25 protein-coding genes and 1 other annotated feature are annotated in these 25,177 nt (G+C 38.1%); of the genes, 2 read left to right on the top strand and 23 right to left on the bottom strand.

Annotation, left to right across the window (positions count from 1 at the left end):
• Positions 1–3: 3 nt before the first annotated feature.
• The 14 genes from ACFSFW_RS21305 to ACFSFW_RS21240 form a co-directional block, all read right to left on the bottom strand.
• Positions 4–648, bottom strand: coding sequence for a class I SAM-dependent methyltransferase (locus ACFSFW_RS21305; RefSeq protein ID WP_388041171.1), 645 nt, complete (start codon positions 646–648; stop codon positions 4–6).
• A gap of 150 nt (positions 649–798) precedes the next feature.
• Entirely contained in the window at positions 799–1,557 is a 759-nt protein-coding gene (locus ACFSFW_RS21300; RefSeq protein ID WP_304217400.1) for a YrrS family protein, read from the bottom strand.
• Positions 1,558–1,646: 89 nt separating this feature from the next.
• Positions 1,647–3,422: a peptidoglycan D,D-transpeptidase FtsI family protein gene (locus ACFSFW_RS21295; RefSeq protein ID WP_388041168.1), complete on the bottom strand. Its 1,776-nt coding sequence runs from the start codon at positions 3,420–3,422 to the stop codon at positions 1,647–1,649.
• An 89-nt stretch (positions 3,423–3,511) separates the two neighbouring features.
• Positions 3,512–3,988: a transcription elongation factor GreA gene (greA, locus tag ACFSFW_RS21290; RefSeq protein WP_099352177.1), complete on the bottom strand. Its 477-nt coding sequence runs from the start codon at positions 3,986–3,988 to the stop codon at positions 3,512–3,514.
• Positions 3,989–4,158: 170 nt separating this feature from the next.
• Positions 4,159–4,794, bottom strand: a complete 636-nt coding sequence (gene udk / locus ACFSFW_RS21285; RefSeq protein WP_304217406.1) for a uridine kinase — start codon at positions 4,792–4,794, stop codon at positions 4,159–4,161.
• Between the two features lies 1 nt (position 4,795).
• Positions 4,796–6,070: a peptidase U32 family protein gene (locus tag ACFSFW_RS21280; RefSeq protein ID WP_388041165.1), complete on the bottom strand. Its 1,275-nt coding sequence runs from the start codon at positions 6,068–6,070 to the stop codon at positions 4,796–4,798.
• A gap of 209 nt (positions 6,071–6,279) precedes the next feature.
• Positions 6,280–7,209, bottom strand: a complete 930-nt coding sequence (locus tag ACFSFW_RS21275) for a peptidase U32 family protein (RefSeq protein ID WP_388041162.1) — start codon at positions 7,207–7,209, stop codon at positions 6,280–6,282.
• Entirely contained in the window at positions 7,206–7,856 is a 651-nt protein-coding gene (locus ACFSFW_RS21270) for an O-methyltransferase (RefSeq protein WP_388041160.1), read from the bottom strand. The genes ACFSFW_RS21275 and ACFSFW_RS21270 overlap by 4 nt, the downstream gene beginning before the upstream one ends.
• Positions 7,857–7,992: 136 nt before the next feature.
• Positions 7,993–9,129, bottom strand: a complete 1,137-nt coding sequence (gene mltG / locus ACFSFW_RS21265; protein WP_388041157.1) for an endolytic transglycosylase MltG — start codon at positions 9,127–9,129, stop codon at positions 7,993–7,995.
• Between the two features lie 184 nt (positions 9,130–9,313).
• Complete coding sequence (locus ACFSFW_RS21260) at positions 9,314–9,601, bottom strand: DUF1292 domain-containing protein (protein ID WP_099362006.1); 288 nt, start codon at positions 9,599–9,601, stop codon at positions 9,314–9,316.
• 14 nt (positions 9,602–9,615) lie between these two features.
• Positions 9,616–10,032 (bottom strand): Holliday junction resolvase RuvX, encoded by a 417-nt coding sequence (ruvX, locus tag ACFSFW_RS21255; protein ID WP_388041154.1) that lies wholly within the window; start codon positions 10,030–10,032, stop codon positions 9,616–9,618.
• Positions 10,033–10,037: 5 nt separating this feature from the next.
• Positions 10,038–10,304: an IreB family regulatory phosphoprotein gene (locus tag ACFSFW_RS21250; protein ID WP_010678229.1), complete on the bottom strand. Its 267-nt coding sequence runs from the start codon at positions 10,302–10,304 to the stop codon at positions 10,038–10,040.
• Positions 10,305–10,667: 363 nt separating this feature from the next.
• Positions 10,668–13,301, bottom strand: coding sequence for an alanine--tRNA ligase (gene alaS / locus ACFSFW_RS21245; RefSeq protein WP_388041151.1), 2,634 nt, complete (start codon positions 13,299–13,301; stop codon positions 10,668–10,670).
• A 54-nt stretch (positions 13,302–13,355) separates the two neighbouring features.
• Positions 13,356–13,571, bottom strand: a binding site (T-box leader).
• A gap of 93 nt (positions 13,572–13,664) precedes the next feature.
• On the bottom strand, positions 13,665–14,738 hold the full coding sequence (locus tag ACFSFW_RS21240; RefSeq protein WP_388041148.1) for an AI-2E family transporter: 1,074 nt from the start codon (positions 14,736–14,738) through the stop codon (positions 13,665–13,667).
• 124 nt (positions 14,739–14,862) lie between these two features.
• On the opposite strand from ACFSFW_RS21240, the gene ACFSFW_RS21235 reads away from it, so the two are divergent.
• A complete protein-coding gene (locus ACFSFW_RS21235; RefSeq protein ID WP_388041147.1) occupies positions 14,863–15,789 on the top strand; it encodes a nuclease-related domain-containing protein in 927 nt (308 codons plus the stop codon).
• A 339-nt stretch (positions 15,790–16,128) separates the two neighbouring features.
• Here ACFSFW_RS21235 and ACFSFW_RS21230 read toward each other — a convergent pair whose 3' ends face one another.
• The 9 genes from ACFSFW_RS21230 to ACFSFW_RS21190 all read right to left on the bottom strand — a co-directional run bounded on the left by ACFSFW_RS21230 (position 16,129) and on the right by ACFSFW_RS21190 (position 23,674).
• A complete protein-coding gene (locus ACFSFW_RS21230; RefSeq protein WP_388041144.1) occupies positions 16,129–16,260 on the bottom strand; it encodes a YrzQ family protein in 132 nt (43 codons plus the stop codon).
• 24 nt (positions 16,261–16,284) lie between these two features.
• Positions 16,285–16,473, bottom strand: coding sequence for a YrzR-like zinc ribbon domain (locus tag ACFSFW_RS21225; RefSeq protein WP_010678234.1), 189 nt, complete (start codon positions 16,471–16,473; stop codon positions 16,285–16,287).
• 26 nt (positions 16,474–16,499) lie between these two features.
• A complete protein-coding gene (locus ACFSFW_RS21220; RefSeq protein WP_388041141.1) occupies positions 16,500–16,979 on the bottom strand; it encodes a PRC-barrel domain-containing protein in 480 nt (159 codons plus the stop codon).
• Between the two features lie 102 nt (positions 16,980–17,081).
• A complete protein-coding gene (recD2, locus tag ACFSFW_RS21215) occupies positions 17,082–19,490 on the bottom strand; it encodes an SF1B family DNA helicase RecD2 (protein WP_388041139.1) in 2,409 nt (802 codons plus the stop codon).
• Positions 19,491–19,510: 20 nt separating this feature from the next.
• Positions 19,511–20,173 carry a tetratricopeptide repeat protein gene (locus ACFSFW_RS21210; protein WP_388041136.1) on the bottom strand — a complete coding sequence of 221 codons (663 nt, stop codon included), beginning with the start codon at positions 20,171–20,173 and terminating at the stop codon, positions 19,511–19,513.
• 85 nt (positions 20,174–20,258) lie between these two features.
• A complete protein-coding gene (mnmA, locus tag ACFSFW_RS21205) occupies positions 20,259–21,371 on the bottom strand; it encodes a tRNA 2-thiouridine(34) synthase MnmA (protein ID WP_304217442.1) in 1,113 nt (370 codons plus the stop codon).
• An 11-nt stretch (positions 21,372–21,382) separates the two neighbouring features.
• Complete coding sequence (locus tag ACFSFW_RS21200) at positions 21,383–22,525, bottom strand: cysteine desulfurase family protein (RefSeq protein WP_388041133.1); 1,143 nt, start codon at positions 22,523–22,525, stop codon at positions 21,383–21,385.
• 51 nt (positions 22,526–22,576) lie between these two features.
• The gene (gene cymR / locus ACFSFW_RS21195) at positions 22,577–22,990 is read right to left on the bottom strand and encodes a cysteine metabolism transcriptional regulator CymR (protein WP_304217448.1); all 414 of its coding nucleotides are present in this window, start codon (positions 22,988–22,990) and stop codon (positions 22,577–22,579) included.
• A 12-nt stretch (positions 22,991–23,002) separates the two neighbouring features.
• The gene (locus tag ACFSFW_RS21190; RefSeq protein WP_388041131.1) at positions 23,003–23,674 is read right to left on the bottom strand and encodes a YczE/YyaS/YitT family protein; all 672 of its coding nucleotides are present in this window, start codon (positions 23,672–23,674) and stop codon (positions 23,003–23,005) included.
• Between the two features lie 194 nt (positions 23,675–23,868).
• Between ACFSFW_RS21190 and ACFSFW_RS21185 the strand changes: the two genes are divergently transcribed.
• Positions 23,869–25,170, top strand: a complete 1,302-nt coding sequence (locus ACFSFW_RS21185) for a replication-associated recombination protein A (protein WP_388041129.1) — start codon at positions 23,869–23,871, stop codon at positions 25,168–25,170.
• The last annotated feature ends 7 nt before the right edge of the window (positions 25,171–25,177 follow it).

The following is a 25,177-nucleotide window of genomic DNA, read 5'->3' as shown; positions in this document are numbered from 1 at the left end:
TTTTTACTGTTTCGTTGCCTCCATGACCCAAACAAAATGATTAAAACGTGTGAATTCAACAGTAAAGCCATTTTGCTTTGCAATTTCACGTAATACAGGGATAGTTGTGTAATATTCCGTTTCTAGATCTTTTGCAAGGTTATGAAAGCCATTTTGTTTTGCGGAATGAATCGTCATTGTATATTCTTGTTTATTCTCAAACATTGTATCCGCAAACACTATTTTACCACCTTTTTCAAGCAAGTTGCTATATTGTAAAATAGCTTGGTTTTTCTCGGTGTCAGTTAAATGGTGAAATGCATACGTACTTACAACGGTATCAATCTGGGCAGTTGGCTTATTGAAAACGATAAAATCTCCATCTTCAATTGTAAAATCAAAGTTATGAAGCTTTTCTAAGGCGATTTCCCGCATCGGCTTTGATGGTTCTACTCCATATACTTTCTTATTATTGTTAAGTAATTTTTGAGTGAGATTTCCTGTGCCAACACCAAACTCCAAAACAGTGAGGCCAGATTTTTGTACAACATCATTTAAGATGTCATCATATCGTGAAAACACTTCTTTATATTCCACATCATGACCGGTTACAGTTGAATCATAAGAATCCGCCCAACCTTCAAAAACATCTAAAAATTCTCGCCCCATATTTCTCACTCTCCACATTAGATATTATTCCTATAAGTATACTATGAATTAAACAATGAATTGTTCTAAATTTAACATATTATACGGCTATTATCAATTATTAGATGAGATAACGGCACAAAAAAAACGCAGGAATACCCTGCGCTAAAATTAATCTTCATCCTCATCTGGTTCGTTTTCATCTTCATCAGGTTCTGAAGTTTTATAGTTTTTATATGTTTCACTGTCATTTTCTTTTAATTCTTCAATTTTTGTTGGTTTCCACCCTTCGTTAGGTACCCAATCTAAATATACTTTAAGTACTTGTTTTGTTGTTTTCGATGAAACAGTAGCAGTGATCGAATTTCCACCGTTTCTGCCTAGCCACCACACAACCATATCTGAGCGGTCAAAACCGGTGGCATAACTTGTTGCCATTTCCATTTCATTGCGGTCAACTGAATCGGTTTCGAAATTCGTTGTATGTGGTTCTGCTTGCTCAGTACCGATTGGCTTCCATGCCTGATTGACGATTGTTTTCACAATATTTGATTCAGGATCACCTTCTGTAATCACTTCAGTTTCATCCGATTCTGTTACTTTTTCCTCTTCATTTCCTTCAGGCGTTTCTTTTTTTGTATCTTCTTTCGTTTGTTCATTCGTTTTGCCAGAAGTTTCTTCTGCTTCATTCTCTTTGTTATCTGAAGGATCCGAAGCAGCTTTTCCATTATCATTTGCCGGTTGATTTGTCTGTTTGGAAGCTACAGAATCATCTACATTTTTATCACCGAAAATTAACTTTCCACCAAAAAAGACAATCAGAACAACAACAAGGACGATTAAAATATTTAAAATTCGATTTACCTTTTTTCTTTTCGCTCTTCTACCAGATCGAGGCCCTTCATTCATTTTGTCTAACTCATACCCCATATTATAGTACCTCCTAAAAACGACTATTAATCAGTAAACTATCTTCTTATTCTAGCATGTGTGAAAGAAAGGTTGAAGACATTTCTTAATCAGTCGCTTTGTTTGGTACCTTTTTCCTGTTCCATTTGATATATACCTTGTACGATTTCATAAAAAACAGTATTCGCTACAGACTTTGCTCCTGGCTGATCTAAATCGACGACGACAAGCGCGTACTTTGGTTTTTCAAATGGAAAATAACCCGCAAACCATTTGTTTACAAGGACTGCATCTCCTTGTTTTTTTCCTGTCTCAGCAGTACCTGATTTTCCCGCCACTGTAAATGGAAGCTGTGCGAACCTTTGTCCCGTTCCGGATGTAACAACACCCCTTAATAATTCCTGAAGCCTACTTGCCGTGTATGGAGCTATCTTCGGTCCATCCATATCCTGTTTAGAGAATGAGAATAGGGTTGTCCCGTTTTTATATAATACATCACTAACAGTACGAACCTCCTTTTTTGAACCGCCACGAGCAATAGTTGCCATCATATTTGCAATCCCCAACGGAGTTACCCTAACATCTTTTTGTCCAATGGCTGTTTGTGCAACTGCTTTGGCTACTTTTTTATCACGTTCATCCGTCCAAATTCGACCATTGTATTCATTAGGCAGCTGCTTAAAATCTTGAAAACGAAATACATCCCCGTTCCATCCAACTGGGCCAAGTAAACCAAGCATTTCAGAATATTGTTCAATCACGTTTTGGTCTTTTTGTATTAATTCTTGGGCTAGCTTAGCAAAGGTAAAATTACAGCTTTTTGCAAAGCTATCATGAAAATTCAGCATACCATGTGGATATTCGGCTTGCCCCTCCCCATACAAATCTTGGTCACAATTAAACATACGATCGTTTGAGATTTGTTGATTTTCGATTGTGGCTGCGGCGATGACCGTCTTAAACACAGAACCAGGGAATTGTGGCATAATCATTTGATTTTCAGCAGAGCCATCCCTAAATGGGTTTGATGAATTTATATCTGGTTTACTCACCATAGCAAGTAAATCGTTAGACTCAACATCAAGAAGAACAATTCCACCCTTTTTCAAATCATGCTTATCAAGTATCTCTTCTGTCAACATCTGGAGGTCTCGATCAAGTGTTGTTTGAATAGCAACTGGATAATATGGATTTGCAGGTGCAGTGTACTTTACATCAATTCCGAATAATGGTCCTCCATCACCTGCTACGTGATATAAAAGCTTCGCCTCTCCTTCTGGTAATAGGAATTCATCAAACGTAGATTGTAAACCAGTGATACCTAACTTTGTATTTTTCGGTAAATAGTTTTTCTCTGGATAACGATTTTCGAACAACTCTCTGTTTTCCCGGATTAAGCCGATTAAGTGCTCGGCGATTTCACTATCGAGTTCATATTGACGATGGACCGCAAATACACCAGGAATTTGGAGATTATTGATTTTATTCATTTGCGTTTCCGTTAATTCTATGGGTCTATCTCCACCTACTATAACAGGCTTTTTCGCTTCCAGAATTTCATCTTTTAGTTTTGAAGCAGGAATATTTACGATATCTGCTACTTCTTCAACTGGCCATTCAACGTTTTTTAAAAAAGGAAACAACACTAGTGTTGGATAATATTCATGAGTTAGCGCCTTTTTATTTCGGTCAATAAATCTACCACGACCTTGGTCAATAACAAGTTCTTGGGTCCGTTGCGATACACTCGCTTCAATTAAATTCACATCTCTATCCGTAAATGATTCTGTACTTACTAGCTGTAATTGTATAAGCCTACCGATTAATCCAGCTAAGCCTAACAGAATTAGTACCAGAATTAGTAATGCTCGTCTTTTAATAACCATAAAAAAACACCTCGTCTACAGTTTCGACGAGGTGTCACACTATTTATACATATTAAAATGTTATAAAAAAGCCTGGTGCAATGTCGAAATTAGTCAATCTTAGTTATTTCGACAAGCATTTCTCCACCTGGAGTTTGAACAGTTACCTTATCACCAACATGTTTGCCTAAAAGGCTTTTTGCAATTGGAGAGTCATTTGAGATTTTCCCTTCAAATGGGTCTGCTTCTGCACTTCCTACAATTGTATATGTTTCTTCTTCACCATCTGGAAGTTCAATAAACGTCACTGATTTTCCTAGTGAAACACGACCAGCACTGTCAGCATCTTCTTCAATAATCTTTGCATTACGAATCATATTTTCAATTGTTGTAATACGTCCTTCAACAAATGCTTGTTCATCTTTCGCAGAGTCATACTCTGAGTTCTCTGAAAGATCCCCAAAGCTTCTTGCAATTTTAATGCGCTCAACTACTTCTTTGCGTTTAACTGTCTTTAAATGCTCTAATTCCTGCTCTAATTTTTGCTTTCCTTCTAATGTCATAGGAAATACTTTCTCTACCATAATCCCTTCACTCCTTGAAAGTCGTTACAATCCCCCTGTGATTGCTTTTAAGTTAAAATATGTAGTACGAATTTTTTTCTTTACTATATGTAGGGAAAGGAATGGTAGAAAATTACCACCATTCCTTTCCTTATTGATTGTACTATCATAACACCTTTTTCTCTGTTATGTTATTACAAAATGACATTTTGTTCAAGAATTGTTTGAATTTTTGTTACCATTAAGTCTATTGCAACGTGATTTTGTCCACCTTCGGGGATAATAATGTCTGCATATCGCTTCGTTGGTTCAACGAATTGATTATGCATTGGACGAACCACTGTTTCATACTGTTCGATAACAGATTCTAACGTACGGCCACGGTCTTTTATGTCTCGTAGCATTCTTCGGATGATTCGGATATCGGCGTCCGTGTCAACATATAGTTTAATATCCATCAAATCGCGTAATCTTTCATCCTCAAGAACAAGAATTCCTTCTAAAATAATGACATCTTTAGGTTCAACATTGATCACTTCAGAAGACCTTGTATGAAATTTATAGTCATAAACTGGTTTTCTTATACCTTTATATTCAAGAAGATTTTTAATATGTTCAATGAGTAAATCATTATCAAAAGCCAGTGGATGATCATAATTTGTATTTAATCTATCTTCAAAAGGTATATCACTTTGATCTTTATAATAGGAATCCTGCTCAATCATCATGATTGAATGGCCTCTAAAATGCTCATAAATGGCTTTTGAAACACTTGTTTTACCAGATCCTGAGCCCCCAGCAATGCCAATGACAATTGGCTTTCTGCTCATCTTACTTCCCCTTTCGCATCATGTTGTTTGGATAAACAGGCTTGTCCACTTTAAACGAAACAATTTGCAATGGATGTTTCGCAGCTTCTATTTCGTTTCCGTCCTCATCCCAAATCGTCTCAACTGTTTGTGTGAAGTTGTCAATTTCAGGGCCGAAAAATTCAACCTGGTCTCCCTTTTTAAAGTAATTGCGTTGTTGTAACGTTACAATTCCTGATTCCTTTTCATAGTCTAACACGAGACCTGCAAAATCATAAGTTGTTTTTTTACTATGTGTACCATACATTTGCTCTGATACACCAGGAACCCCTTCAAAGAAGGCAGGAGCCGTCTCACGATTTGCACATTTATCGAGCTCTTTAAGCCACTCTTCATCTATGACGAAATTATCCGGATTTGCACTATACGCATCGATCACTTTACGGTAAACACTTACTACTGTTGCAATATAGTGAATTGACTTCATTCGTCCTTCAATTTTCAAGCTATCAATTCCTAATTCAATCATGCGTGGAATCGATTCGATAAGCTTTAAGTCTTTTGGACTCATTGCAAATGGAGCATCACTGTCACCAAATAGGGCTACTTCATTTTCATTTTCATCCAATTTAAATAATTCGTAATCCCATCTACATGATTGGCAACAACCACCACGATTCGAATCACGAGCTGTCATATGATTACTTAATGTACATCGTCCAGAATAGGCAATACACATCGCACCATGAACAAAAGTTTCGATTTCAATATCGACTTTTTCCTTCATTTCTTTAATTTCTTCGGCACTTGTTTCACGCGCTAAAACAACACGTTCTAGGCCTTCTTCTTTCCAGAATTGAACAGCCTTCCAGTTAGAAAGTGATTGCTGTGTACTTAAGTGTACTTCCATCTTTGGAGCCACTCGCTTGCATGTTTCAATAATAAGGGGATCTGCAACGATAATTCCAGATACTCCAGCACTTTCTAGTCCGACCAAGTATTCATCTAATCCATCTATATTTTCATTATGAGCAAATATATTTGTCGTAACATAGATTTTCGCACCATATTTTTTTGCAAATTCCACACCTTCAGCGATTTCTTCTAATGTGAAATTATCAGCATTTGAACGCAGTCCATATTCTTGACCACCGATAAAAACAGCATCTGCGCCATAATGAACAGCAATTTTTAGTTTTTCAAGGTTACCTGCTGGAGCAAGCAATTCAGGCTTTTTAACAATTACACGTTTGCCGTCTACTATCTTTGAAATAGGCTCTTTCACAACTGCTGTCATACAATTTCCTCCTTTATCACTTACTTATATCAAATGCGCCTTGGCGTATTTGCGCCCAGATTTTTTAGGCCCACACGAGGTGGGTCACAAAGACGTTACCACAGGACGTGGCGATTTTAGTCTTTGATCCTTTGCTCGAAAAACTTCCTTTGAAAATCGCATGTCTTCGCCGGAGGCTCTAACTTTATTCAGTCTTCTTATGAATAAAGTTAGTAAACCGTTTCTTTAAAATAGAAACCTGTATCTAGTGGGCGATTCATGGGTTGAAGTTCTTCAAGTTGTGATAATAGGTCATCCTTGATATCTTCATACTCATCACGATTTTCGACACATAAATCGATTGCTTTTCGATAGACTTTTGTAACCTCAATCAGATACTCTGTTGATTTTAAAATCCCCTCAATTTTAAAGCTATCTACACCAGCATCAATCATTTCTTCTAATTCATCGACAATACACACATCGTTCGGGCTCATGATATGAGTGCCATTTTCATCTTCAAAAATAGGATATTTATTGCCGCGTTCTTCATCAAATAGAAACATATCTTTTTCTTTTTTACGATTTTCAACTTCCATAACATTACCTTGATATTCGAAATAGTTTCCGACTAATGAACGCTTCGATTGGAACATGCACATCATTCCATGAATTTGAACTTCAATTTCAACTTCTGCATTTTCCTTTATTTCAACAATTGCATCCATGTTTAACTCACGAGCAAGAACCGCACGCTTTGCGCCTTTTCTGCCCCAGTAATTGCATGTATACCAATTTGTCGCTGTTGTTTCAGTATTCCAGTGAAGTTTCATTTCTGGCGCTACCTCTTTTACAGTCATCAGTACAGCAGGGTCACCAAAAACAATCGCATCCACATTGCTATCACGTAGAAACGCAACATAGTCTCCTAACTCAGGGACCTTTTCATTATGGAAAAGGGCATTCATTGCAACATATATTTTTGCGTCATGTGCATGAGCAACCTCAACCGCTTTTACAATTTCCTCACGGTTAAATTCACCAGCAAGACGCAAACCGTATCGTTGTTCACCTATAATAAAAGCTGTAGCACCAGCATTAATCAATGGTTCAATTTCTTCTACACTTGTAGGAGTCACCAGTAACTCTGGTTTCTTCATTCTGTTACACCTCTTCTTTTACTTAATGCAACCCCATCCCCAACAGGTAAGATAGTAGTCAGATAATCTGGGTGTGCGAGGAGCCATTCATTGTACGATTTAATTTTTGTTACGAGATTTCTTATTCTTTTACTCTCAATTTGTTCCTCTGCAACAAGCCCTTTAAATAGTACATTATCCGTAACAATTAAACCATCCTTTGAAAGGCATTTTTCATAGATGTCAAAAAAATGTCGATATTGCCCTTTAGCAGCATCGATAAAAATGCAATCAAATTCGCCATGTTTCTTTACTTCCTCAGCTGCGTCAAGAGCATCACCGAAAATCACTTCAATTTGTGAGCCGGTCCCTGTTCGTTCAATATTTTCAATGGCTATTTCGTATCTTTCTTGATCTCTTTCAATCGTGACAATTTTCGTATTTGGAAGTGCCTGAGCCATTCGAATAGCAGAATAGCCAATCGCCGTTCCAATTTCTAAAATTTGCTTTGGCTCAGAAATACGCAATATTTGAAGCATTGTTTCAATGCCTACTAGTTCCATAATTGGTACATTGTTTTCTTTTGCATAATGTTCAATTTCTTCAATGATTTCGTCTCGTTTTGGAAATAGACCTTCTAGATAATTGGTTATTTTGCTTGATAACAAGAAAAAAACCTCCATTTCAGTATGGTGGTATTGGTTAAAAGTGCAGTAATTTTGCTTTTTTATTTTTGTATGATAATAATTTCAACTTATTTTACCATAAAGAAAAAGGGAACGCCATATTGGGTTCCCTAGTAAGTTATTGTTGATTGGTTATATACTGTGCTTTTTTAGCATTATGCTCGTCCAATGTCTTGGAGTAATACACTTCACCTGTTGGAGCTGCTAAGAAGTATAGGTAATCCGTCTCGGCAGGGTTTAACGCCGCTGATAGGGATGATTCACCTGCATTTGCAATGGGTCCAGGTGTTAAACCTTGGTTTTTATATGTGTTGTATGGTGAGTTCACTTCAAGATGATCATATAGAACACGTTTTTTATGTTCTCCTAATGCATAAAGAACAGTAGGATCGGTTTGAAGTGGCATTCCATCATTCAGACGATTATAAAACACGCTAGAAATTTGCTCACGGTCTGTTTGTGCCGTTGCTTCTTCTTCTATTAACGACGCCATGGTTAATAGTTTATGAGTAGAATCGATATAGCTGTTCCCTTCCATTAGCCCAACGTATTTTACTAGGATCTTATCTGTTTGCTCTAGCATTGTTTCGATGATGGATTCAATTGAAGGCTTTTTCTCATAAAATGGATAGGTTGCTGGGAATAAATATCCTTCAAGTGGATGTTTAATATCTTTATTTAAAATTTCTTCCGATAATGTATTTGGAAACCTGCTAATCAAGTCTTTGACATAGGTAGGATCGTCTACCTTTTCCATGATTTCTTCCTTGGTATAACCGGTTTGCTCCGCAATAATTGTTGCTATTTCTTCAAGTTGTTTTCCTTCTGGTATCACTAGTTTAAATGCTGGTTCTCCCATAAGGATTCCTGATTTCAGACTTTCAATAATTTGATCAAAGTTCATAGATTGGTTAAATGTATATTCGCCAGCCTGAAAACCAGATTCATTTTTAAATTTTGTGTAGTAACGAAAAACTTTTGCATGTTTCACAATATCATTTTCTTCAAGAATTCTTGCAATCGCTGTTGGCGACGAACCAATTGGTATAGTTACTTCGATTGGTTCTTTATTTGTAGGGTCAACAGGCTCAAGTGCTGATTTTATATATAAATAGCCTCCGCCAATTATTCCAGATAAAACTACTAATATAACGATAAATACGATAAACACAATTTTACGGATTGTTTTGGCTTCTCTATGCCGTTCTTGCAAATTCTTTTTATATAAATCCTTTTTCGATTCGTTATCAGACATATATCGAAAATCCTCCCCTCACTCGAATTATTATACTACATTTTTTTATCTAATTCGTCAATTTTAGGGAGAATTCACTATATTTTTGCAGTTTTTTCTAAAAATTTCGTTCTTTTTTTAGTATCTTTTGAATTTTTTAAGCCATAAGTTGGAGAAAAAGAAAAAAAACAGCTCGCGGCTGTTTTTATTCTTCTCCTTCTTCATCAAGGAATGTATTTAGCATTTCTTCGACAAGGTCCCATTCTTCTTCAGTTTCAATTGGTTTAAGTTCACCATCTTCACCGTCTTCAGAAGGGCTAAAGCTTGATGCATGAATTTCGATATCTTCATCATCTTCATTTTCATCACTTACAGGATAGTAAAGGACGTATGACTTTCCAAATTCATCTGATTCGAATGTAAATAGTACCTCACAAAGAATTTCATTTCCTTGCTCGTCAATTACTGTTATTTGCTTTTCACCATGTTCCATGTTAATCCACCTCATTAATTTTTACTATCTAGATACCCCTGGAGGATCATGACTGCAGCCATTTTATCGATGACTTGCTTTCGCTTTTTTCGACTTACATCTGCTGATAATAGGACACGTTCAGCTGCTACTGTTGAGAGACGCTCGTCCCACAATACAACAGGCAAACCAAATTTCTCTTGTACAATGTCAGCATAATATTGACTGGCTTCACCACGTGGTCCAATAGTTCCATTCATATTCTTAGGTAAACCAATTACGACAGACTCTACTTCATATTCCTTGATAATTTCACCAAGTCTTTCCAATCCAAACTGCTGTCGTTCTTCATTTATCTTGATTGTTTCAATGCCTTGAGCAGTCCAGCCCATTTCATCACTGACGGCGACACCGACTGTTTTTGAGCCGACGTCCAAACCGAGAATCCTCATTCGTTTTACCCCTCACGATGGATCTTTAAATACGACTTCACTAACTCCTCGATTATTTCATCTCGTTCAAGCTTTCGGATGATATTCCTTGCGTCATTATGACGTGGAATGTATGCAGGATCTCCGGATAACAAGTACCCTACAATTTGATTGATTGGATTGTATCCTTTTTCTTGAAGAGCATCATAAACATTGAATAATACTTCATTTACATTGGTTTCAACTGGTTCCTCTGGAAAGTTGAATTTCATCGTTTTATCAAATGAGCTCAAGTTTTGCACCTCACTCTTTAGATTCTGGTGTCCGCATCCGTACATGTAAATCTTACCACTCATTGTACACTAATCACAACTAAATAGAAACAAGAAGTGACAATTTGTATCATTCCTTTAGACAGAATGATACAAATTCACATTTTTTAGAGGTAGTTCAAAAAGTCGGTCGAAAATGACACATCAAATTTCTGCGTTGGCTTGCTTCTCCGTTCCTCACGTATAAAATGCATACGCTCCGGTACTCAAAGCTGCACCGCCTTGAACTTTCGACGCACAGGACGTGCTAGTGTCGACAATGCCACAGGACGTGGCGTTTTTGTCGACGCGGTCCTTTTCACCCTCCTTTTTGAACAAGTATTTTTATATATTTTTTACCCATTCTTCTACAAATTGTAATGCAGATTCAAGCTGTTCTGGATTTTTACCACCCGCTTGCGCCATATCAGGTCGGCCACCACCGCCGCCGCCACAACGAGTCGCTACTTCCTTAATTAATTTTCCGGCATGGAAGCCTTTATCAATCAAGTCTTTTGTTACACCAGCCGTTAAGTTTACCTTGTCTTCGTTAACAGAACCTAAGACAATTACAGCTGAGCCAAGCTTTTGTTTTAAGTCATCGACCATTGCACGAAGATTATTCATATCTTGGGCATTTACCTTACTATATAAAACAGTTGCTCCATTAATTTCTTTCGCTTTTTCAACAAGGCTACCAGCTTCTATATTGCCAAGTTTCGCAGAAAGTGATTCATTTTCACGATGCAAATTACGAATTTCATGTTGTAATGCTTCAATGCGACTTGGAACTTCTGCCGGCTTTGTTTTTAAAAGGTTAGCAACTTCCTGCAGCATTTTCACTTGATCATTGATTACATGGTATGCCGCTTCACCTGTTACAGCTTCAATACGACGTGTACCTGCACCTATACCGGACTCAGAAACTATTTTGAATAACCCAATAGTTGATGTGTTTGGTACATGACATCCACCACAAAGCTCTAAACTATAGTCACCAACTTGAACAACACGAACGATGTTGCCATATTTTTCACCGAATAGAGCCATTGCTCCCATCACTTTTGCCTCAGCTAGCGATTTATAGTCAATATTAACCGGGATGCTACTCCAAACTTTTTCATTCACAATCGCTTCAATTTGCTCAATCTCTTCTTGTTTAATTTGACCAAAATGAGAGAAGTCAAAACGCAAACGATTTGATGTTACAAGTGAACCCGCTTGGTTTACGTGTGCACCGAGCACATCTTTTAATGCTTGATGTAAAAGGTGAGTCGCCGTGTGGTTTTTAATAACCCCAGCACGATTCTCTTGGTCAACCTTCGCATGAAGCTTATCACCTTTTGTTAAACTTCCTTTTTCAATAACTACTCGATGAAGGTTTTGTCCATTAGGCGCTTTTTGAACGTCTTTTACAACTAATTTTGTATTGTCGTTTTCAATTGTACCTTCATCAGCGATTTGTCCACCACTCTCAGCGTAAAAAGGCGTTTGGTTTAAAATAAGTTGAATTTCGTCGCCTTCATTTGCTTTCTCGACCATTTCTCCATCTTTTACGATGACAAGAACGGTTGACTCGGCTTCAAGTTCATCATACCCAACAAATGTGCTCTCAACTTTAATTTCACCAAGAACCCCGCTTTGGACCTGCATGGAATCAACATCTTGACGAGCAGATCTTGCTCTTTCACGTTGACTTTCCATTTCACGTTCAAAGCCATCGTGGTCGACTTTCATACCTTCTTCTTCTGCGTATTCCTCTGTTAGTTCAACAGGGAAACCATACGTATCATATAAGCGGAAGACATCTGCACCAGGAATCGTGTCACTGCCTTTTGCTTTTTCCTTTTGAATAACAGTTGATAGAATTGCTAGTCCATCATGTAAAGTTTCGTGGAAGCGTTCCTCTTCTGTTTTCACGACTTTCTGTATAAACTCAGTCTTCTCTTTTACTTCCGGATAAAAATCAACCATGATCTCCCCTACAACTGGAACGAGTTCATACATGAACGGACGGTTGATGGATATTTGTTTTGCATAACGTACAGCGCGTCTTAATAGTCGTCTGATTACATAGCCACGACCTTCGTTGGAAGGAAGCGCACCATCTCCAACTGCAAATGTAACTGTACGGATGTGGTCAGCAATAACCTTAAATGCCTCATCCTTATCTTTTGATTGACGATATTTTTCACCTGAAATGGATTCAGTTGCCTCAATAATCGGCATAAAAAGATCTGTGTCAAAGTTTGTAGGCACGTTTTGAATAACAGAGCACATTCTTTCAAGACCCATCCCTGTATCAATATTCTTTTTAGGAAGTGGAGTATAAGAACCATCTGGGTTATGGTTAAATTGTGAGAACACAAGGTTCCATATTTCTAGATAACGTTCATTTTCTCCACCTGGATATAATTCTGGATCATTTGGGTCATTACCAAATTCCTCGCCTCGGTCAAAGAAGATTTCTGTATTTGGACCACTTGGACCTTCACCGATATCCCAGAAGTTTCCTTCAAGACGAATGATTCGTTCCTCAGGAATTCCAATCTTTTTATTCCAAAGCTCAAATGCTTCATCATCCTCAGGATGAATCGTTACAGAAAGCTTCTCTGGGTCAAAACCAATCCAATCTTTGCTTGTTAAGAATTCCCATGCCCATTCAATTGATTCTTCTTTGAAGTAATCACCAATGGAGAAATTTCCTAGCATTTCAAAGAAAGTATGGTGGCGTGCTGTTTTTCCAACATTTTCAATATCATTTGTACGAATTGATTTCTGTGCATTACAAATTCTTGGATTTTGAGGGATTACACGTCCATCAAAATATTTTTTTAAAGTAGCAACACCACTATTGATCCATAGTAAGGATGGATCTTCATGTGGAACTAAGGAAGCACTTGGTTCTACTGCGTGCCCCTTTGATTGGAAAAAATCCAAAAACATTTGGCGAACTTGAGCTGATGTTAACTGTTTCATTTCATTACCTCCAATTACATTTTAGACATAAAAAAATACTCTAATCCCCTAAAAAACAGGGACGAGAGTATGCTCGCGGTACCACCCTGATTATGGACACAAAGAAATAGTGCCCATCACCTTCGTATATTGATAACGGTATTCACCGGTAGGTTTACCTACACTCAGGAGTAGCTTTCTGTTACCCTTCATCCGAAATTCCTCTCAGCCTTGGAAATTTCTCTCTGGTTTGATGGTACTGTAACGTACTGATTCCTTCATAGTTTTCACTCATCGTGATTAAATTGTCACATTATGTATTACCTAGTTTCTTGTCAATTATATTCAAGTCAAAAATGTTTGTCAACGTCAGCGTTCAATGTGTTATTGTTCCTTTCGAGCAACTGTAAAATGTTGTTTCGCGTGAACGATAAACACCTTTAATATGGCCACAACCGGAACAGCAACAATCAGGCCCACGACTCCCCCTACTTCTCCACCTACTAATAACGCCGCAATAATTACAATCGGATGTAAGCGTAAGCTTTTCCCGACAATAATTGGTGAAAGCAGGTTTCCTTCGATAAACTGAAGTCCAAACACAACAAGAACAACAATGATTAGCATCTTGATTGAAATCGTTGCAGCAATAATGGCGGCTGGAATTGCACCAATAATTGGACCGAAGTATGGGATGATATTCGTTATGCCCACTATGCTTCCAAATAATAAGGGATATTTCATACCGGAGATCCAAAATGCGATTGAGGCTGTTGTTCCAACAAGCAAACAAACAATCAGTTGCCCTCTAATATAATTCCCCAATGACTCATCAACATCTCGAAAAAAAAGCTGACCTGCTTTTCTAAGTTTTCGAGGCGTAATATACCAAACTGCTTTCATCATTTGGTCGTGGTCCTTTAACAAATAAAAAACGATGAATGGAATAATAGCAATAATGAAAATGGAATTAAGCAATACTTTCAAAAATTCAATTGTCCTTGAAAGTAGATAATCCACATAATTTTCTAGCGAATTAAGCAAATCATCAAGCTGTGAGTGAACAAAGGCAGGAAGCTGTGAACTACCTGATTCAATTTCTTTTAACCATACTCTATAGGTCTTACTGAATTCTGGGAAGCTCTCAGCAAGGTCCTTGAGTTGTGCAAGAATTACCGGAATTCCTTTGTATATACCAAAACCAACCCCACCGAAAAAAACAAAATAGATGAGTAAGATCGCTAGTGATCTCGGTACTCCACGATTGCTGATTTTTTCAATAATGGGATGCAGCAAGTAAGCGATAAAAATAGAAAGAATAAAAGGAACGAGAAATGTTTTTAAGAGTAACACAATCGGGAGCCAGACTGGAGCCAATTTCAAAAAAACATAAATAGTTAAAAACGCTAGTAATAATAGTGATATTCTGAAAATCCATTTGATTCTATTTTCACTCATCTCATTCACTCCCTTGTTAGTAGTTTTTGGAGTATATGCGGTTTTATACGGGTTGTGAACGCAACAGAAAATATTGTAAAAAGACAGATTGTTTTGTAAAATATAGCTGAAAGGATGTGGTAGATTGGTTATAGTTATTAAACCACGTGGTGAAAACATTGAACTAGAGTTACTACGCTCTTTACGAGTCCACAAGAAACTAGCGGAAGAAGACGAAAACAATTTTGTATCCCTCGAAAAAGGCTGGCTAGGTGAAAAACAGTTTGACCAGTTGCTTTTAGGCCTCACAAATGAAAACCTCATATTAAACGACCTTCTCCTGAAAGTGAACAACACCCTATTCCAAATTGATTCCCTGCTTATCACGCAAAAGAAAATATTCATCTTTGAAGTAAAAAACTACGAAGGAGACTATTACATCAAAGATGGCCGCTTGCACATAATGAATGGAAAAGAAATCAAAAACCCTCTCATCCAAACCTCCCGCAGCGAATCATTATTTCGGCAACTCCTCCAGGAATTGAGGTTCAATGTACCAGTTGAATCTAATGTAATATTCATCAACCCAGAGTTTTATTTATATGAGGCACCGGTTAATGGACCCTATGTATTCCATGCACAACTAGGTCGTTTTTTGAAAAAACTAGATGCTGGTGCGGCATCTGGGGTTTCCGGGGGTCATATAGAATTAGCTAAAAAATTGGCTTCATTGCATATAACGAAGAATCCCTATTCGAGACTGCCAGATTACACATATGAGGAGTTGGAGAAGGGGATTGTTTGTAAGAGTGGGTGCTTGGAATATGAAGATACAAATAGACAAACTTTGGTTTGTAATAAATGTGGCTTTGTGGAGGACAAAGAATCAGCGATACTTAGGAGTGTAGAGGAGTTTAGGTTCCTTTTTCCTGAAAAACGAATAACTGTGGATGTTATTTATAATTGGTGTAAGGTTATAAGGTCAAAAAAAACAATACAAAAAATACTATCCAAGAATTTCGATTTGATATTATTTGGTAGAGGCTCATATTATGTGGATAAAAGGAAGTAAAGGTGGTCCGTGACAGTTTTGGGTGGGTATTTTTGGGGATGGTTGATTAAAGTCTTATAGCTGGTATGGCGATTACTAGTTTTATCCAGGTGCGGACCTCTTTCTCCACTTTGCCGGTTTGCTTACTCCTAATTTTATCCAGATGTGGACCTTTTTCTCTACTTTGCAGGTTTGCTTACTCCTAATTTTATCCAGGCGCGAACCTCTTTCTCCACTTTGCCGGTTCCTAACTCCTAATTTTATCCAAGCTCGGACCTCTTTCTTTAGTTTTGAGGGACACTACTCCAAACAGATACCAAAAAACCCCACATCCGTGGGGTTTTTCCATTTCATCACATTTTAAAACATTTTCGTAATACGTTTGCGAATTTTTTTCATGTTGCGGGCAGACATAACATCTGTTCTTTGCATCATTCCGTATGCCGCAGCACCTAGACCCATAGTGATTAGAGAAGTCATTGTTTTATTCATATCCTCTTCACTCCTTGTTTAGGATTACATACTGATCCTTCTGTCGTCTTCAGCAAACAGATCATCCAACGAACTGAGTGTGCCATCTTCCTCTACCTGATGTGTGAATATTTGTCCTTTGTTAACAGATAGTTCGATAAAACATCCCCAGCAGTAATATTGGTTAACACCAATTTTACCGATATCTTTACTTTTACAGTTTGGGCACTTCACAGGGTACACCTCACATCATGGAATTCCTAATTTATAGATACGACGATGACATCTTCACCGATTTTTAAAGGTTCGTTGGTTTTGATTACCTTTTTTCCTTCTGTTATATCAGCAAAAAAGCCATCCGTTACTTCATACCCTATAATAGTGCCCACTTCTTCTGTAAAATATACATCTTCAAGTAAGCCTAATTTTTGACCTTCTGAGGACAAAAGTGGCTTTCGGAATAATCCATGATGGGTGTGCAAAAAATAGGTGGGTGTATCGGCTTCATTGTCAAGAAGCTCCAATAGCGTTCTGTCCGAAACCATGACACCATCATCTCCAATCGAGGAGATGCTTTCGATCGGGACTACTCGATTTCGTTCAAATAGTCCTTTTCCTTTCATAATCAGGGCATTTACCTTGCCATCTGATGTGAGACAAAGGTCTGAAACTCGGCCGAGCTCTTCGGCAGACTTTTCATCATAGACCGGTAAATCCTTGAGTAGAGAGAACGTCCGCAAAGATAATCGCCACCTTTCCGAACATTACTTATCATTCACTTTCAGGTAAGGTGTCATACTGCACAAGAGTTTCCAAAAGAAAAAAGCTGGAATCCCCAGCTTTTATTCAACTTCCATATAATCGTATGGAGTAATTCCCTCCATGCCAATATTTGGGTCGGTTTGGAAAATAACCTCTTGATAGGATTTTGCCTCTTCAGGTATTGCTACAGGAATAGGAGCTTCCACCATTGCACCAAAAGTTGTTTTTAATTTATCGCATAAGGTTGTTTGACGGTTTGTATCATTTGCACGTTGAACACCTTGCCTTAATGCATCTTCCTCGCCACATAAAATTAGGAAGTTTTTAGCTCTCGTTATGGCTGTGTAAATTAAATTACGACGTAGCATGCGATAATAACCTTTAACAATCGGTAAAATGACGATTGGGAATTCACTACCCTGTGATTTGTGAATCGAACAGCAATAGGCATGTGTGATTTGGTTTAAGTCCTGTTTTGTATATGTGACTTCATTACCTTCAAAATTAATAACAACCATGTCCTGTTTTTCTGTGTTTTCTTTTGCATAAAAGATTGACTCAATTTCACCAATATCGCCATTAAACACATTATTCTCAGGCTGATTGACGAGTTGAAGCACCTTGTCACCACGCCGGTAAACAATATCTCCATATTTTAATTCTCGCTTGCCGTGTACGGGCGGATTAAAAAGCTCTTGCAGCATCACATTTAAACTGTCAATCCCAGCAGGGCCGCGATACATTGGTGCCAACACCTGAATATCCTTAACGGAAAAGCCCTTCTTTTTTGCATTATCCGAAACCTGCTTAACCACCTCAAGTACCTGGTTCTGGTAACACTTTAAAAAAGAGCGATCCTTTTTAGGTGCGGAAATATCAGGTGGTAGAGCGCCTTTTTTAATATCGTGAGCCAATTCAATTATTGACGAACCTTCTGATTGTCGATAAATATCAGTTAAACGTACAGTTGGTACTACTTCAGATGCCAATAAATCCTTTAACACCTGGCCAGGACCAACAGAAGGCAACTGGTCTTCATCCCCTACTAGCACTACTTGGATATGCTCCGGTAGTGATTTAAACAACTGATGTGCAATCCAAATATCGACCATTGAAACTTCATCAACTATTAACAGCTTGCCGTTTATCGGATTATCCTCATCATGACTAAATCCTTCGACTCCGTTCCATCCTAAAAGTCGATGGATGGTGACGGCAGGAAGACCAGTTGATTCGGTCATCCTTTTTGCGGCGCGCCCTGTTGGGGCCACTAATAAAACTGGGAAAGGATTTTCGGAATTATAATCTTTTGGGTCTAAGGAGCAGCCGTGCAGTTCTCCGTACAATTCAACGATCCCCTTAATAACGGTTGTTTTCCCCGTACCTGGACCACCTGTTAAGAGAAGCATTGGAGACATGAGCGCTTTTTGGATCGCATCTTTTTGCGAAGGTGCGTATTGGACATTGATTCTTTCCTCTAACTCACCAAGTGCTAGCAAAAATTCAGACTCTGGGAATAGGTTTTCGTATTCAGTCTGTTCCATGACTCGTTTTATATTTGTAATTAATCCTTTTTCAGAAAAATATAGAGTAGGTAGGTAAACCCTGTCCTCTTCAATAACAAGCTTACTTTCCTCGGTTAAACTTATTATTTCCTTAGAAATATCTGTAGCAATGATTTCTTCACGGCTACTTTGTTCTAATAATTGCTGAACACGAATGATTAAATCCTCAACAAAAAGGTAAACGTGTCCGTCCTGTAAAGAATCTTGTTCAAGTATGTATAAGCAACCAGCCTTAATTCGGTCTGGGTGATTTCCAGAAATCCCAAGTTGGCGTCCTAGTTCGTCTGCTCTACCGAAACCTATACCTTCAATATCTTCGACTAACTTATACGGACTATGTTGAAGAATTTCAAGTGTTTGCTCTTTATAGACTTGATAAATCCGCATGGAAAGCTGAGGACCAAATCCATATTGAGAGAGGCCAATCATGATTTGTTCAAGACCTTGGTGTTCTTGTAGTGTTTCATAAATCTCTTTTGCCTTGTCTGCTGGAAGTTTATCAACCTCCTGCAAGATATCAGGGTTTGCGATGATTTTTGAAATGGCTCCTTCACCAAGTTTTTCTACAATTTTTTCTGCTGTCTTTTTCCCAATCCCTTTAAAAAGATCACTTGAAAGGTATTGGACGATTCCTTGTTTCGTATGTGGAATTTCTTTTTGAAATTGTTCAACATGGAACTGGATGCCAAACCGTGGATGCTCCTTTAAGCGACCAAAAAAGATGTATGTTTCATTTTCATGAATTCGAGGGAAATACCCTGTTACAACTGCTTCTTTTTCATTATAGTCTTCATTTGTTTCTTGAAGTCTAATGCGAACGACAGAATATAAATTTTGCTCATTATGAAAGATCGTCACTAAGTGAGTTCCCTTCATAAATTTTCGTTGTTCATCAAATAAATCTAAAGACTCCTGTTGTTCCATTAAGCATTCCCTCCCCTCATTTATTCACTTAATGCTTCACTTACAATCTTTTTCCCGTTTGCTGCAAGCATATGGTCAGGTTGAATTTCTAATGCTTTTTCAAACATTTCGAGTGCTTTTTCATAATCATTCTTAAAACCAGCATAGGCTACACCTAGATTGTAATAGGCATCTGAGTGATTAGGCTCTAATTCAATTACAGTATGGAACGTTTTGATAGCTTCGTCAATTACTGATTCACCCGCTAGGCAGAGGCCATATTGAAATAATGCATCCACATCATTTTCGTTTAATTCCACTGCACGCTTCATATATGGCAGTGCTAACTTTGGCTGTCCTAGTTGAATCAAAGTCATACCTAACATAAAGTATGTATCACTATTTTCCAAGCCTGCTTTTAGAGCTTTTTCAAACATATCCTTTGCTTTTAAGAAATCTTCTTGGTTGTAAAGGAGGTTACCGATTCCGTAATAAGCAGTTCCCGCTTCCTCGTCAAGCTCAAGTGCTTTCGTAAAAAAAGCAATCGCTCTCTCAGGGTCACCCACAGCCGCTAGAAGATTGCCAAAGTTAATATAGTAAACCGGCTCTTTCGGGTTTTCTTCAATAGCTTGTGAAAAGCATTTCGCTGCTTCTTCATACTTACCTTCTTGCATATATTCAATGCCTTGTTTATTTAAATCCAATGATATTCAACTCCAGAATCAACTTTTTTGCACTCATATTATAACACAGGAAAACCCCAACCCTAAATATAGAGTTGAGGTTTCTTCATCCAACATATGTTAGACGTTCTCCATTTTTAAAGACTTTATCAATTGTTGCACCACCGAGACATTCGTCCCCATTATAGAAAACGACTGCTTGTCCTGGTGTTACCGCACGAATTGGCTCATCAAAAATGACTTTAACTGTATTATCGTCCACCTTTTTAACCGTTACTGCATTATCCGGTTGACGATAACGGAATTTAGCTGTGCATTTTACTTCCTCTTCAGGTTCCATATCCGAAACCCAGCTAACATTTGTAGCTAAAATGGAATCTGAATATAGAAACTCATTGTGGAAACCTTGGTCAACATAAAGAATATTTTTCTTAAGGTCTTTTCCAACTGCAAACCACGGTTCTCCGCTTCCGCCAATTCCAAGGCCATGACGTTGACCAATCGTATAATACATTAAGCCATCATGCTTCCCTTTTACTTCACCTGAAAAAGTCACCATATCTCCTTTTTGCGCAGGTAAATAATTGCTTAAGAATTCTTTGAAATTACGTTCTCCGATAAAGCAAATCCCAGTGCTATCTTTTTTAGTGGCAGTCGCAAGGTTTGCTTCTTTTGCAAGCTCCCGCACCTTTGACTTTTCAATATTTCCGATTGGGAACATGACCTTTGAAAGCTGCTCCTGTGTAAGTTGATTTAAGAAATAAGTTTGGTCCTTATTCTCATCTACCCCACGGAGCATCTTGTATTCACCGTCTCTGTATTCAACACGAGCGTAGTGACCAGTCGCGAGATAATCCGCACCAAGTGTTAAAGCATGATCTAAAAAGGCTTTAAATTTGATTTCTTTATTACACATCACATCTGGGTTTGGTGTTCTGCCTGCTTTATACTCGTCCAAAAAGTAGGTAAACACTTTGTCCCAATACTGCTTTTCGAAATTGACTGCGTAGTAAGGAATGCCGATCTGGTTACAGACACGAATTACGTCCTCATAATCCTCAGTGGCAGTACATACGCCATTCTCATCGGTATCATCCCAGTTTTTCATAAATATCCCGATTACATCATAGCCTTGCTCTTTTAGTAAAAGGGCTGCAACTGATGAGTCTACTCCACCAGACATTCCTACTACAACTCGGGTATCTTTAGGATCTTTCATATTTCCACCTCCTATTTTGTTAATCGTGAAACGATTTTTGCTGTTTCTAATGCTGCTGTTTTTATAACTTCGATTGTATTACCGATACCGAAGCTAAAACGGATAGAAGAAGCGATTCGCTCCGAATCCTTTCCAAACATCGCAACCAGCACATGTGAAGGGTCAATGGACCCAGCGGTACATGCTGACCCACTTGAAGCTGCTATTCCTGCTAAATCTAAGTTAACGAGCATAGACTCGACATTTGTACCAGGAAAATAGATATTTAACACATGTGGTAAAGACTTCGTTAGCTCACCATTCACTTCAAACGAGATATCTTGTTCTTTTAAAACTGAAACAAAAGCCTGTTTGAAATCTTGGTATAGAGCATTTTTTTCGCTCATTGTTTTCTTCGCCAACTGTGCTGCAGTTTGCAATCCAACAATTCCCGCTACATTTTCCGTTCCTGCACGACGTTTCTTTTCTTGTTCTCCTCCAAATAGAAGAGGAGCTAACTTTCTTCCCTCTCTCATAAATAAAAAACCAGTTCCCTTAGGGCCATTTATTTTATGTGCTGAAACGGAAAGTAGGTCAATTTTATATTGATTCACATCTATATCAACCAGTCCATATGCTTGGACCGCGTCTGTGTGAAATACTGCCTGATGATCCTGAAGAAGTTCTCCAATTTCCTTAATCGGTTGTATGGCCCCTACCTCATTATTGCCAAACATAATTGTCACAAGGATCGTTTCCGGAGTTAGTGCCGCTTCAATGTCCTTGACAGAAATGAGTCCAGCCTCATTTACTGGTAAATACGTAACTGTAAACCCTTGTTTCTCCAGATGTTCACAAGTATGAAGTACGGCGTGATGTTCGATAGCAGACGTAATGATGTGTTTGCCTTTTCCTTGCATCTTCATAGCAGTTCCAATTATTGCTAAATTGTCTGCCTCAGTACCTCCACTTGTAAAGACAATCTCGTTTGGTTTTGCATTGATTGTACCGGCAATGGTTTGTCTTGCTTCATCAACTGCATGACGACTTTTTCGTCCAAAAAAATGAATGCTAGACGGATTGCCAAAAGCCTCTGTCATAAAGGGAAGCATACTCTCTACAACATCAGGGTGCATGGGCGATGTAGCTGCATGATCTAAATAAATATGCTGCATCAAATCAGCCCTCCTTTTTTAAAAAAGTAACGTTATTATGACATGTTTTCCTTAAATGTAAAACATATATGCATCGTTTCCATCGCTATGGCTTGCAAGGTCTTCGAGTGTAGTTCCGTCTAATACTTCTTTTACAGCATCTCGAATTCGTATCCATAATTCCCGTTTTGCTGGCTCTTCATCCTCCAAAACTTCTACAGGGCTAATGGGTCCCTCAAGAACGAGTATGACATCTCCTGCTGTAATTTTTGTAGGTTCATCCCCTAATACATAGCCACCATAGGCTCCACGAATACTTTTCACCAATCCTGCATTACGTAAAGGTGAGATTAATTGTTCAAGATAATGTTCAGAAAGCTCGTGTTTTGCTGCAATTGATTTTAGGGAGAGCGGTCCTTTTCCATGATTTTTTGCAAGTTCAATCATGATTGTCAGACCATATCTTCCTTTTGTTGATATTTTCATTCACTTTCACCCCTAATTACTAAAATGATTCACTTCAACTATTGGTGTCTTCTCCAATTTCTGTTTTAACCCATCATGCATTCGTTGACATTGTGGCAACGCAAACCCTGCGATATAGCCTATACCTACACAATATATTAAAGTTCCGATAAAAACAGGTCCTCCTAACAACCAACCAATCGTTAGTACAATAATTTCCATTCCTGTACGAATATATTGCACTTTCCAATTAGAAAGTTGGGTTAGTGCTAACATCAGACTGTCCCTTGGACCTGCACCGACACTCGCTGATATATAAATTCCCATTCCATATCCGTTAATAAGTAGTCCCATCAACAACATGATTAATTTCCCAATAAAAGTTTCTGGTGTTACAAGGAACGGAGCCATCATGAACATATCAATGAAAATACCTACTGATATCATATTTAAAAAAGCACCAATTTGAGGCAGTCGCTTTAATAATAATGAGGATAGGAACAAAACAAAAAAGCCGACAATGATCGACCATGAGCCAATAGTAAGACCAATTTGTTTAAATAATCCTATATGCAAAACATCCCAGGGTGATGCCCCAAGCTCTGCTTTGATTATCATGACTATTCCCAATGACATAATTAACATCCCAATAAAAAAAGTAGACCACTTCAAAATGTGGCGGCTAAAGCTACTCTGTGCTCTCATTTCCCTCACTCCATCTCTTGTGTCTCCCACTGTTGCATAACTTTTCTCTATTTGCTATTTCGATTTCGTCTAAACTCACGACATTATATCATAAATTGCATTGTATTTGTATTTTATCGGGTCGAAACGTATGATAAAGTTGATGTACAGACATTAAAACTATTAGGATTTTGTTGGCTAAGGGGATGAATGTTTTGCTTTTTGAATCACTTATCGAAGCACCTTTATCGTACCGAATGCGCCCCAAGCATATTGAAGAAATTCTTGGGCAAAAGCATATTATTGGTAAAGATACAGCTTTATATAAAATGATTATGAATGGACATGTACCTTCCATCTTACTTTATGGGGAACCTGGAATTGGTAAAACTTCCATCGCAACTGCGATTGCAGGTACGGTTGATATGCCCTTTATCTCCATTAATGCAACAACGGCTGGGAAAAAGGATATAGAGGATGCGGTTTCAACCGCAAAAGCCGAAGGGAAATTAATTCTTTTCATTGATGAAGTCCATCGTTTTAACAAAGCGCAGCAAGATTATTTGCTTCCACATGTTGAAAGAGGCTTGATATCATTAATCGGGGCAACGACGGAAAACCCATTCCATGATGTAAACCCTGCGATTCGGAGCAGGTGTGGACAGATTAAAGAGCTTCGTCCATTAACAAAAGAAAATATTAAAGAATTAATACTACGTGCATTAGCGGATTCAGAACGTGGACTCGGCGATTTGCAAATTTCGATTTCAGAAGAAGCAATTGATCTTATTTCATCATCCACAAAAGGAGATGCACGTTCTGCTATGAATGTGTTAGAGGATGTTGTCATGGCCTCAAAAGCTAGAGACAGTGAAGTGGTTGAAGTTGACATAGAGCTTGTTAAGGAATGCGTAGAAAATAAGGGGTTTTCTCATGATAAAGATGGCGATCTTCACTATTCATTGCTCTCTTCCCTTCAAAAAAGTATTCGGGGTAGTGATGTAAATGCGGCTTTACATTATTTAGCTAGACTAATTGAAGGTGGAGATTTAGTTTCGATTTGCAGACGGCTTACCGTAATTGCCTATGAAGATATTTCAATCGCTGCACCTCAAGTTGGGGCTCATACGATTGCTGCTTGCCAGGCTGTAGAACGTTTAGGACTACCTGAAGCACGTATTCCACTAGCAAATGTCGTGATTGAACAGTGTCTATCACCCAAAACAAATAGTGCTTATAAATCACTGGATAAAGCAATTGAAGATATTCGCAAGGGAAATATCGGAGAAATTCCAGATCACCTGCGAGATGCCCATTACAGCGGCGCAAAAGAACTAGGTCATGGAATTGGCTATAAATATCCACATGACTATCCTAATGGATGGGTTCAGCAGCAATACTTACCAGACCTATTAAAGAACAGAAAATACTTTAAGCCAAAACAAAATGGACAAGAAAAATATTTTGCTAAAGTATATGATCGGCTTGAGCAATTACAAAAAGAGGGGGAGAAATAGACTAGGC

This window comes from Ferdinandcohnia salidurans (genome assembly GCF_042680725.1).
Classification (GTDB): domain Bacteria; phylum Bacillota; class Bacilli; order Bacillales; family Bacillaceae_L; genus Ferdinandcohnia; species Ferdinandcohnia salidurans.
Note: the sequence above shows the minus strand (reverse complement) of the source record. Positions and strands in the feature narration are given on the sequence as shown.